The sequence below is a fragment of the Streptomyces sp. NPDC054956 genome (genome assembly GCF_053609185.1).
Genome location: NZ_JBSGXB010000275.1, coordinates 1 through 10,442, shown reverse-complemented (window position 1 = coordinate 10,442; position 10,442 = coordinate 1). Strand labels below are relative to the sequence as shown.

Below are 10,442 nucleotides of genomic sequence, written 5' to 3'. Positions count from 1 at the left end.
ATGAGCTCGCGCAGATAGCCGTTCAGCTGCTCGCGGGCGTCCTCCACGTCGGCGAGCTCCGGACCGCGCAGCAGCCGCCGGGACTGGTTCTCGAAGAACTCGTGGTCCTCGTACGGGACTCCCAGCAGCGCGCAGATCACCATCGAAGGCACCGGCAGGGCGAACGCGCCGACCAGTTCCGCGTGCGGACCGGCCGCGACCATCGCGTCGATCAGCCGGTCCACCGTCTCCTGGATCCGGGGGCGCAGCGCGGCCGTGCGCCCCAGCGAGAAGCTCGGGATCAGCATCCGGCGCTGGGTGTTGTGGACGGGGTCGTCGACACCGATCAGCGCCGTGCGGCGGTTCTGGAGACCCTTGAACCGCTTGTTGGGCGTGGGAAAGGAGACGTTCTGCCGGTCGGCGGAGAGCCGCCCGTCGGAGAGCAGGGCCCGCGCCTCGGCGTGCCCGGTGACCACCCACACGGAGCGGCCGTCGAAGAGGGTGACGCGGGAGAGCGGCCGGCCCGCGCGCAGGGGCTCGTAGGCCGCCGGCGGGTGGTAGGGACAGGTCCGGTCCTGGGGGAAGGCAACGGTCTTCTCGGACATACAGCACCTCGCACGCGATGGTTCCGTTTCGCCGGAACCATTACATGCCTCAGGCACCTATCCGATCCACGTGACTTTCGGCCAGATTGCTCGCCTTCGCCGAGATGGAGCAAGCGGCGGGGCGGGGCGGCGCGGGCCGGAGGGTCAGAGGTGGGCGTCCAGGAACTCCCGGAGCTGCGCTCCCGTCATCGGCCCGGCCTGGGTCGCCACCGCCTCGCGGTCCGCGATGAGGACGGCGGTCGGGGCGCCCGTCACCTCGTACCGCTTGGTCTGTGCGGGGCAGCGGGTGATGTCCACGCGCACCGCCGTCAGCCGCGTCCCGTACTCCTGCGCCAGCTCGGCGACGACCGCGTCCATCGACCGGCAGGCCTCCAGGGCCTTCGGCCAGGTCCCGCAGAAGTAGGCGAGCACCGGCCCGTCCGTCATGCCGAGGATGAAGTCGAACTCCTGGTCCTCCAGTGGCTGGTGTACCCGACGTGCCATGCGTGGTGCTCCGCTCCGTGTGTCCTGTGCCGTGTGCTGTGTCATCGCTGGTGGCGAGGTGGCTCCCATCATCGCCCGGCCAGGGCGTTGTCAGTGCCGTCTGTGAAGCTGGCGGCATGGACGACAGGATGCTCCGGCGCCGGGTCTACGGCGCCGACCACGACGACCCCGACCCGGGTCCGCTCCCGGGGCACGCCTACGGCGAGCTCGTCGGCGGCCCCCTCGACGGGCTTCTGCTCGACATCACGGGCTGGAGCGGCCCGCAGCTCGCGGAGGAGGCCCGCCTCCCGACGGAGATAGGGCGCTACGGGCCGGGCGGCCGCGCCCACTACCGGCGGCGGGCGGCCGACCCCGGCCACTGGGACTGGACGGGCGACAGCCGCTGACCGGCGGGCGGCCGGGCCGGCGGGAGCACCGCACGGCCCGGTGGAGCCCCCGATCCGCCGACGTGTGACCGGGGGCTCCGAACGGCACTTCGGTCGCGGGGGCCCGGCCGGATGCACCGGACGGGCGGAAGGTCAGTTCGCGGCGTTCCGGCCGACCTTGCGGGCCCAGAGCACCAGCGGGACCTGGAGCGGCAGCCGGCCGACCGCCACGGCCCGCAGTGTGGGGGAGCGGTGGCGGGCGTCGGCGGCCATCTTGATGTTCGCGGGGAAGACGCCGACGAAGAACGCCGCCGTCGCCAGCGCCGCGACCCGGCGGGTGCGCGGGTGGGCGACCCCGACGGCGAGGGCGAGCTCCGCGACGCCGCTGGCGTACGTCCACTGGCGCGGGCTGCCGGGCAGCGAGCGCGGCACGATCGCGTCGAACTGCTTCGGCGCGACCGCGTGCGCCACCGCCGCACTGGCCAGCAGACCGGACAGCAGCAGGGGCGAGGAGGGTATGCGCGGCATCGGGGGGTTCCTCTCGGAGGGGCCTGGGCCCGGCGATCCTACTCGCGAGTAGCAGGGGTTGGAGGCAGTTGAGCGGTCAGCCGGTTCCGGTGGCGGCTCCGGAAGATTCTTTGAAGAATTTCCCGGGGAGCTGTCGATCCGGGAGTCTCCCGTTCGACGCAGGGGTGAGAGGCAGGGGGAAAGACCCCCACCGCCCACCCCGACCGAGGAGTCACCATGCCGCGCTTCCTTTCCATGGTCCGTATCGACGAGCAGAGCCTCACCCCCGACACCCCCTTCCCCGCCGACTTCGAGCAGCGCATGGGCGCGCTGCTGGAGGAGATCACCAAGGCCGGGGTGATGCTGGACACCGCCGGTCTGCTCCCCACCTCCGAGGGGACCAGGGTCACCTGGTCCGGCGGCAAGCTCAGCTACACCGACGGCCCGTTCACCGAGACCAAGGAGGTCGTCGGCGGGTACGCCCTCATGCAGTGCAAGGACAAGGACGAGGCGCTGGAGTGGACCAAGCGCTTCCTGGAGGTCCACCCCGAGCACTGGACGGTCGGAATCGAGCTCCGCCAGATCGCCGACAGCTGAGGGCCGCCGCGCCGCACCGTTTGCCCTGCCTCGTCACGGCTGCTCTGATGGGTGGCCGTGACGGCAGTGGATGCGACCCGAGCGGTCGAAGCGGTGTTCAGGATCGAGTCGGCGCGGATCATCGCGACCGTCGCCCGGATCGTGCGCGACGTCGGGATCGCCGAGGAGCTCGCCCAGGACGCGCTGGTCGCGGCGCTGGAACAGTGGCCGGTGTCGGGAGTCCCCGACAAACCGGGCGCCTGGCTGACCGCCACCGCCAAGAACCGCGCCGTCGACCTCGTCCGCCGCAAGGAGACGTACGCGCGCAAGCTCGCGGAGGTCGGCCGGTCCCTGGAGGACGCGCCGCCGCCCGCCGAACCGGCGGAACTGGTGGACCCCGAGGTCATCGACGACGACCTGCTGCGGCTGATCTTCACCGCCTGCCATCCGATCCTCGCCACCGACGCCCGGATCGCGCTCACCCTGCGCCTGATGGGCGGCCTGACGACCCAGGAGATCGCCCGCGCCTTCCTGACCTCCGAGCCGACCGTCGCCCAGCGGATCGTCCGGGCGAAGCGGGCGCTCGCCAAGGCGGGCGTGCCCTTCGAGGTCCCGTACGGAGCCGACCGCGAAGAGCGGCTCGCCTCCGTACTGGAGGTCATCTACCTCGTCTTCAACGAGGGTTACTCGGCGACCGCCGGCGACGACCTCGTCCGCCCCGCCCTCTGCGAGGACGCCCTGCGCCTCGCCCGGGTCCTGGCCGGCCTGATGCCCAAGGAACCCGAGGTGCACGGGCTGGTGGCGCTCCTGGAGTTCCAGGCCTCCCGGATCGCCACCCGCACCGGACCGGGCGGCGAGCCGGTGCTGCTCGCCGACCAGAACCGCTCCAAGTGGAACCGGCTGTTGATCCGGCGCGGGGTCGAGGCCCTGCACCGCGCGGGCACCGGCCCGTACTCCCTGCAGGCCGCCATCGCGGGCTGTCACGCCGACGCGGTCCGGTACGAGGACACCGACTGGGCGGCCATCGCGGCCCTCTACGGACGGCTGGTCCTGCTGGTGCCCTCGCCGGTGATCGAGCTCAACCGGGCCGTCGCCGTCTCCATGGCCGAGGGCCCGGCGGCGGCGCTGCCCCTGGTGGACGCCCTGATGGAGGAACCGTCCCTGCGTGCCTACCACTTGCTGCCGAGCGTACGGGGCGACCTGCTGGAACGCCTCGGCCGGCCGGCGGAGGCCCGCGCCGAGTTCGAACGCGCCGCCTCGCTCACCCGCAACGCCCGGGAGCAGGACCTGCTCCGGGAGCGCGCCGCCCGGCTGGCCGGCTGCCCCCCGGGCCCCGCGGGATCGGCGGCTGCGGGCTCAGCGGCGGCGGGCGAACGCCGCCACGTCGAGCGGGGTCCGCGCCGCCGGGCGGCGCGGCGGGGTCAGCGCGATGGGGCGGCGGAAGGAGCCGTGACGGGCGATCTCCCGGACCGTCTCGCGCAACGCCTCCAGGAAGCCGTCCATGGTCCGGCGGGCGACGGGGGTGTCCGAGTAGATCGAGTTCATGTGCAGCCCGTCCGCGTCCCGCTGGAACCAGGAGCACGCGCCGTTGGCCTGGGCCGACCACACGTGGGAGGTGGGCCGCCAGTCCTCGTGGCGCTCGGCGCCCGGGCACTTGCGCATGTCGATGTACGAGAAGAAGTTCACCGGGTACGGCCAGGAGCGTGCGGCGAACTCGCGGGGCGCGAGCAGCTCCCAGGCCCGGACGAACGGCACGTCGACATGGCCGATCATCTCCGTGAAACCGGCCCGTACGGAGGCCATGACCTGCTCGAAGTCCCGGCCCGGCGAGGCGTCGAACTCGATGGGCATGGTGTTGACGAACCAGCCCACCGAGTTGGTCCACGCGGCGCGGCCGCGCTCGCTCACCGGCATGAACCCCCGGTAGACCCCCGGCCCGCCCGCCTCGCGCAGACAGACGGCGACGGCGGCGAGCACCCCCATGAACGGCTTGCCGTCGACCGCCAGGCACGCCTTCTCGAAGACCTCTGCCTCACCGGCGTCCAGCAGCGGGGAGGCCTCGTTGACGATCGAGTACATCCGGCCCGGCTCCACGCCCAGTTCGAGGGGGAAGCGCGGGAAGAAGTCGCCGCCGCTGCGCGCGATGAACTCCTTCCAGTAGCCCAGGCGTTCGTCGTCGGCGTCGATGGAGAGGTAGCGGCGGCGCTGCTCCTCGGCGAAGTCGAGATAGCTCGGCGCGGGCGCCGCGTCGGGGTGCTCGCCGCGGCGCGAGGCATCGTAACCGCTCTGCACCTCCTGGACCACGATCGGCATCGACATTCCGTCGCAGACGATGTGGTCGAAGGCGAGGTAGACCGTCGCCGAGTCCTCGCGGAGCACCGCGCCCATCGTGAACAGGGGCCATGACAGGGTGTCGATGCTCCGCTTGAACCGCTCGACGAGGAAGCCCGTGAGCTCCTCGGTCCGGTCGAAGGACGCCACCTGCACGGTGTCCAGGGCCAGTTCACCGGCAGGGATCGGCGCGCACGCCAACTCGCCCGCCAGCCGCCGGAACTCGCAGCGCAGCACCTCGTGCCGGCGCACGAACGCGAGCAGCGAGCGGGTCAGCGCGTCCTCGTCGAGCGCGCCCGTCACCTCGAAGGTGACCGCGATCCACGACGCGACCGGGTCGTCGGCGGCGCGGCTCTCCTCGGCGACGGTGAAGTGCTTGTCCTGATTGAAGGAAGCCCTCCTGTCCGCCGTGCCGCCCGGAACGCCGGCCCGCGCCGACGTGGACCGCAACCGCCACTCGACGACCCGGCCGGGTGCCATGTGGTGCATCTCCAGAGGAAACTGCCGCATTCCGTCATCCCTTCGACCCCCAGTCAACCCCGAGGCCCTAACGACACCCGGGCCACGGAAGTGACGCGCACCAGGGGTTCCGCCGTTCAGCGACGGCGGCGCAGGAGCGCCCGCAGGCCCCTCGGGCGCTGCGCGGCGGGGCTGTCCGGGAGGCGGTACGGGCCGGGTTCGACAGGGCCCGGGGCGGCCTCGTCCGAGGCGTGGTTCCGGTCGACCTCGTCCGCGATGCGGGTCAGGAAGTCGCGGAGCTCGGCCTCGCTGAACGGGCGCTGCCCCGGATACGGCTCGAACCTCGCCAGCTTCGCGTCCGAGGCGACCACCGCGCGCAGGCCCGCCGCCTGGCGGGACAGCGGCGCGTCGCTGACCGGCTCCACCCGCATGGCGTGTGCGTAGCAGCGGACCAGATCGTCGTCGAGCTCCGAACAGTCGCTGTGATACATCGTGTTGTACAGAATGCTGTTGACCAGTGTGGTCACCCATGGCTCGGTCATCGCCGCGACCCCCTCCCTCTCCCTGTTCCGCACTTTGGCAGACTGGGCCGGTGCCCACCAAACCTGTCGCCGTCGTCTGCGAGGTACCCGAAGGCCTCGGCATCATCGAGGTCACCGGCAACGACGGGGCCAGCTTCCTGATCCTCGCGGGCCGGCCCGTCCTGCTGGAGGGCTGCGACTGCTACGGCAGCGTCGGCTGGCTGGCCTCGCGCGCCACCGGCCGGGACGCGCCCGGCACCGCCGAGGTCAAGGCGCTCACGCAATGGCTGGCCGCCCCCGAACTCGACGTGGACCCGCGCACCGGGCACTTCCTGCCGCCGGACCCGGAACGGCTGCGGCCCCTGCTCTCGCTGCTCGCCCCCGGCCGCTACGCGATGACCGCGGCCCCGGCCCCGCACGTGATGCGCCTGGTCCACCCGCGCCCCGGGCACATCGAGCACTGGTATCCCGACGAGGAACTCGCCCTGCTCACCACCGACAGCTGGCCCCCGTCCGACGCGGACGCCGTACGCGGCTACGCGCGGCGGATACGGGACGGCGCGCGGCCCGCGCTGGTGGCCCTGCGCCCCCACGAGGAGTCCATCGCCGCCTACCTCCTCGACGGCCACCACAAACTGGCGGCCTATCACCAGGCGGGCGTCCAGCCCCTGATCCTCATGCTCACCCCGACCGAGCCCGCGCCCTTCCGGCTCCGGGACCACGGACCCGCCCGCGAGGCCTTCCCCGGCGAGCCGCTGCGCCAGGTGTTCGGGTACATCCGGGAAGAGGCGGACGAGGCGGCGGCCCGGGAACCGCGCACGCGCTGAACGTCCCCGCCGGGAGGCGGTCAGCCCGAGGCGGCCTCGGCCGAGCCGTCCGGCGTCGGGGCGTCCGGCGCCGAGCCGTCCGGCGCCGAGGCGGACGCGTCGTCGGGGCGCAGCTCGATGTGGTCCGCGGCGAGGTCCACCGCCACCCGGTGTTCCATGCCCAGCGCCTCCAGGAACTTCTGCGGAAGCTGCACCCGGCCGGTGCGATCGAGCATCACGTACTCGCGTTCGCTCACCGACTCGGCGCCGTGCTCGTCGGTGACGGTACGGCGCAGCACCTCGCTGCTCGTGCGCCCGTCGCGCATCGCCACCGTACGGCGGACCTCGCCCGCGACGAGCGGGTCGTGGGTCACGATGACCACGGTGGCGCCCAGTTCCCGGTTGACGGTGCGGAACGCCTCGAAGATCGCCCCGCCCGTCTCGGAGTCCAGCTCGCCGGTCGGCTCGTCGGCGAGCAGCACCGCCGGGTCGTTCGCCATCGCGACCGCGATGGCCACCCGCTGCTGCTGGCCGCCCGACAGCTCGGCGGGGCGGCGGCCCGCCAGGTCGCCGATCTGCAGGGCTTCGAGGAGCTCTCCGGTCCGGACCGCGTGGCGTTTGGCGGCGCCGCGCCGGTTGCCCTTCAGCTGCATCGGCAGGGCGATGTTCTGCGCGGCCGTCAGGAAGGGGAGCAGGTTGCGGGCCGTCTGCTGCCACACGAAGCCGACCGCCTCGCGGCGGTAGCGCAGCCGCTCCCGCGCGGACATCTCCAGCAGGTCGTAGCCGCCGACGCTGGCGGTGCCGGCCGTGGGCACGTCCAGGCCCGCCAGGATGTTGAGCAGCGTGGACTTGCCGCTGCCGGAGGCGCCGACCAGGGCCATCAGATCGCCCTGGGCCACGGTCAGCTCCAGACCCTGCAGGGCCTGCACCTCGACCCCGTCCGTGCTGAAGATCCGCACCAGGCGGTCGCAGGCGATGGCCGTGTCCGCGCCGTGGCGGCGGGGCGCGGCCGCGGCCAGTGCCTGCCGCCGCAGCTCGTCGTACGTGGGCTGGTCGGTGTTCACCGCTGGTCTCCCGCTCTCAACTCGGTCGTGATCTGTCGCCTGCCGGAGATCGCCGCCTCCGCGAGCACGGCCCCCGCGACGAGGACGGCCAGGCCCAGCGCCTGGGTCAGTACGGGCCGCAGGAGGACGTGCAGGCCCGTCGGGACCTTCGTGCCGACCAGCGTCGACAGGTCCACGGCCGGTCCCAGCAGGGCGACGGCGCCCGCCGCGACCAGGGCGCCGCCGAGCGCCGCGGCCAGTGCCAGGGGCACCGACTCCGTGAGGATGAGCAGCACCGCCTGCCGGGGGCGCAGGCCCATCGTGCGCAGCCGTGCCAGCAGCGCGGCGCGGTCGGGGGCGGCGCGGACCAGGGTCAGCAGGACCGCCAGGACGGCGAATCCGGCCGCGCCGGCGAGGGAGGCCCAGAACAGCCGCTCGGCCGAGCGCTGGAGCGGGTCGGAGCCCAGTTCGGCGGCCTCGGCGGCGCTGGTGCGGACGCGGTAGAGGTCGGCGGGCGCCGACGGGTCGGCGGTGCGCACGAGTTCCTCCAGCCGCTGCTTGTCGACGTGGCCCAGTGCGTACCAGCGGTCGGGAAGCCCCAGCTTGGGCAGGGCGGCCGCGATGGGACCGGCCGGCACCACCACCGTGGTGGCTTTGGCGCTCGGCCGGGCGGGGGTACCGTCGATGACCCCGGCCACCTTCACCTGGACGTTGCCCGCGTCCAGGCGCAGCAGGTAGGAGTCGACGCCCTCCGCGGCGAGGTCGCCCGTGACGAGCGCGGGCACCGGGGCGCCGGGGGCGCCCGCGGAGAGCGCCGCCGGATCGAACGTGCCGCGCCCGTAGGCCCGGGACAGTTCGGCGTAATCCGCCGGGTCCGCGATCACGACGGCGACCTGGGTGGAGCCCTGCTTGGTGCCGACGAGGAAGGCGTCGTCGTCGGTCCACACGCTCACCGCCGACCGTACGCCGGGCAGCGCGTTCGCGGCCTTCGTCAGGGACTCGGGGAGGGTGCCGCCGGGCACCGCGATCTGCGCGTCGCCGCCGATCGCCTGACGGACCATCGAGAGCCGCACGTCCGCCACCGCGGTCAGCACGGTGGCGCCGAAGCCGCCGGTGGTGACGGCCAGGAGCATCGCCACGAGCGGGAGCACGGACGGGCGCGACGCGCCCCCGGTGCCGCGCGCGGCGCGGGCCAGCCCGAGGAAGCCGACCAGCCCCGGACCCCGCCCGGCCGCCCGGGCCAGTGACCCCACCAGGGCGGGCTGGATCCGGGCCAGCAGGAGGCCGCCGCAGAGCGCGAGCAGCAGCGGCGCGGCGATCAGCAGCGGGTCCACCCCGGCGCCGGCCGGTGCGACCCCGCGCGAGCGGACCTCGAACACGGCCGCCACGGTGGCGGCGAGCACGAGCAGTTCGCCGACCAGGCGCCGGCGGGGGCCGGGCCCGCGCCGCGGAGACAGCAGCACGAAGGCCCGTACGGGGAAGGCCAGCAGCGTCACGAGCGTGGCGGCCGACGCGGCGAGCACGGTCCCCGCCGACCGGGGCGTCGGCAGCAGGAACACGGCGAGGGCCGTCGCGAGCGCGGCGGCCGGAAGGACCGTGACGGCGCTCTCCGCGAGCAGCCTGCGCACGATCCCGGCGCGCGATCCGCCGCGGGCCAGCAGCAGCCGCAGCTCGCTCTCCCGCCGGTCGCCGGTGAGCCCGGCCGCCAGGCAGAACACGACGAACGCGACCCCGGCCACGCCGGCCGGACCCATCGCGGCGAGCGGCGCGGCCGCCTGCCGTCGGACCTTGGCCTGTGTGAGCAGTTCGGGAAGGCGGGAGGTGAGCTCCAGCTCGGGCCGGTGGGTGTCCTTGCGCAGGCGCGCCGCGGTCGGGCCGGTCACGTAGGACGCGAGTTCCTTGGCGACGGCGGGCATCTGGTCGGCGCGCAGATTCCGGGTGTCGACCGGGATGCGCCAGAAGTCCCGGGCGCGGCCCTCGCCCCATTCGCCGAGCCGGTCCAGGGACTCGGGGCCGATGAGGGCAGAGGTCTGCCAGAACCTCAGCGGCGGGCGGCTCGATGTGCGCGTGAGGCAGGCGTGGGTCAGGCAGCCGAGGTCGGTCCAGTAGACGTCGTCCTCGTCGTTCGCGGTGTAGAGGCCGACCACCTCCGCCTTGAGCATTCCGGACGGGCCCGCGGGGGCTTCCAGCACCATCCCGAGCCGGGCACCGATCGACTGCGCCGCGCTCTGCGAGAGCGCTACGGGTATCGCTCCGTCGGGCGCGGGGGCGCCGGGCCAGCGGCCCTCCACCAGCCGGACGTGGTCGGTGGCCTCGCGCAGGTTGTAGAGGGAGAGCTGTGGAGGCATGCCGTCGGGGGCCGCGAGCCCGGGGTTGGTGATCGCACGGGAGTCAGCCGAGGAACCGTGGACGGGGCCGGAGGGCGCGACTTCGAACCGCGGACCGGTGCCGGCGAGCAGGGTCGCCAGTACGTCGTCCACGTCCTGGGGGGTCTGGTCCCCGTAGCGGGGAGGCGCGCTGACCCACAGGCTGGTCGGACTCGGGCCGCGGGACTCCAGGAAGGAGCGCAGGGCCTGGTCCGCTCCCCGGTCCGTGGCGCGCGGCAGGGCGGCGGCCAGCAGCACGGCGACGAAGGCCAGGGCCGCGCCGAGCAGGGTGGCGAGCGGGGTCGCGCGCAGCCGGGTCCGCACCCAGGGCGCGGGCCGAGGCGTCCCGTGCGGCGTGCCGCCCGCCGGGGCCGTCCCGCGCGGGGCCGTCCCGTCGGGGG

At 73.9% G+C, this 10,442-nt stretch carries 9 protein-coding genes and 2 pseudogenes; 4 read left to right on the top strand and 7 right to left on the bottom strand.

All coding sequences use genetic code 11. From position 1 onward, the window contains the following. Together ACWGDE_RS30740 and ACWGDE_RS30735 are read right to left on the bottom strand one after the other, a co-directional pair. Nucleotides 1–584, bottom strand: a pseudogene (locus tag ACWGDE_RS30740) (cytochrome P450); the annotation flags it as partial. Nucleotides 585–728: 144 nt separating this feature from the next. After that, nucleotides 729–1,067 carry a thioredoxin family protein gene (locus ACWGDE_RS30735; RefSeq protein ID WP_453392298.1) on the bottom strand — a complete coding sequence of 113 codons (339 nt, stop codon included), beginning with the start codon at nt 1,065–1,067 and terminating at the stop codon, nt 729–731. A 116-nt stretch (nt 1,068–1,183) separates the two neighbouring features. Here ACWGDE_RS30735 and ACWGDE_RS30730 point away from each other — a divergent pair, with 116 nt between their 5' ends. Next, the gene (locus tag ACWGDE_RS30730) at nt 1,184–1,453 is read left to right on the top strand and encodes a hypothetical protein (protein WP_214951747.1); all 270 of its coding nucleotides are present in this window, start codon (nt 1,184–1,186) and stop codon (nt 1,451–1,453) included. 132 nt (nt 1,454–1,585) lie between these two features. Here ACWGDE_RS30730 and ACWGDE_RS30725 read toward each other — a convergent pair whose 3' ends face one another. Next, the gene (locus ACWGDE_RS30725; protein WP_453392297.1) at nt 1,586–1,960 is read right to left on the bottom strand and encodes a DoxX family protein; all 375 of its coding nucleotides are present in this window, start codon (nt 1,958–1,960) and stop codon (nt 1,586–1,588) included. A 216-nt stretch (nt 1,961–2,176) separates the two neighbouring features. Between ACWGDE_RS30725 and ACWGDE_RS30720 the strand changes: the two genes are divergently transcribed. Together ACWGDE_RS30720 and ACWGDE_RS30715 are read left to right on the top strand one after the other, a co-directional pair. After that, nucleotides 2,177–2,536 (top strand): YciI family protein, encoded by a 360-nt coding sequence (locus tag ACWGDE_RS30720; protein WP_453392296.1) that lies wholly within the window; start codon nt 2,177–2,179, stop codon nt 2,534–2,536. 66 nt (nt 2,537–2,602) lie between these two features. Next, nucleotides 2,603–3,829, top strand: a pseudogene (locus ACWGDE_RS30715) (RNA polymerase sigma factor); the annotation flags it as partial. Between the two features lie 42 nt (nt 3,830–3,871). On the opposite strand, the gene ACWGDE_RS30710 reads toward ACWGDE_RS30715, so the two are convergent. Both ACWGDE_RS30710 and ACWGDE_RS30705 read right to left on the bottom strand, forming a co-directional pair. Continuing rightward, nucleotides 3,872–5,356, bottom strand: coding sequence for a condensation domain-containing protein (locus ACWGDE_RS30710; RefSeq protein WP_453392295.1), 1,485 nt, complete (start codon nt 5,354–5,356; stop codon nt 3,872–3,874). 86 nt (nt 5,357–5,442) lie between these two features. Beyond that, a complete protein-coding gene (locus ACWGDE_RS30705) occupies nt 5,443–5,847 on the bottom strand; it encodes a hypothetical protein (RefSeq protein WP_453392294.1) in 405 nt (134 codons plus the stop codon). A gap of 50 nt (nt 5,848–5,897) precedes the next feature. Between ACWGDE_RS30705 and ACWGDE_RS30700 the strand changes: the two genes are divergently transcribed. After that, complete coding sequence (locus ACWGDE_RS30700; RefSeq protein ID WP_453392293.1) at nt 5,898–6,653, top strand: hypothetical protein; 756 nt, start codon at nt 5,898–5,900, stop codon at nt 6,651–6,653. A 20-nt stretch (nt 6,654–6,673) separates the two neighbouring features. Here the strand turns inward: ACWGDE_RS30700 and ACWGDE_RS30695 are convergent, their stop codons facing one another. Together ACWGDE_RS30695 and ACWGDE_RS30690 are read right to left on the bottom strand one after the other, a co-directional pair. Beyond that, nucleotides 6,674–7,696, bottom strand: coding sequence for an ABC transporter ATP-binding protein (locus ACWGDE_RS30695; protein ID WP_453392292.1), 1,023 nt, complete (start codon nt 7,694–7,696; stop codon nt 6,674–6,676). Next, a partial coding sequence (locus ACWGDE_RS30690; RefSeq protein WP_453392291.1) for a hypothetical protein occupies nt 7,693–10,442 on the bottom strand: 2,750 nt, incomplete at its 5' end. The genes ACWGDE_RS30690 and ACWGDE_RS30695, both read right to left, overlap by 4 nt.

What these genes read in the sequence shown, in the direction of transcription:
- ACWGDE_RS30720 (WP_453392296.1), top strand. Translation starts at nt 2,177, where the DNA reads ATGCCGCGCTTCCTTTCCATGGTCCGTATCGACGAGCAGAGCCTCACC.
- ACWGDE_RS30710 (WP_453392295.1), bottom strand. Translation starts at nt 5,356, where the DNA reads ATGCGGCAGTTTCCTCTGGAGATGCACCACATGGCACCCGGCCGGGTC.
- ACWGDE_RS30725 (WP_453392297.1), bottom strand. Translation starts at nt 1,960, where the DNA reads ATGCCGCGCATACCCTCCTCGCCCCTGCTGCTGTCCGGTCTGCTGGCC.
- ACWGDE_RS30730 (WP_214951747.1), top strand. Translation starts at nt 1,184, where the DNA reads ATGGACGACAGGATGCTCCGGCGCCGGGTCTACGGCGCCGACCACGAC.
- ACWGDE_RS30735 (WP_453392298.1), bottom strand. Translation starts at nt 1,067, where the DNA reads ATGGCACGTCGGGTACACCAGCCACTGGAGGACCAGGAGTTCGACTTC.
- ACWGDE_RS30705 (WP_453392294.1), bottom strand. Translation starts at nt 5,847, where the DNA reads ATGACCGAGCCATGGGTGACCACACTGGTCAACAGCATTCTGTACAAC.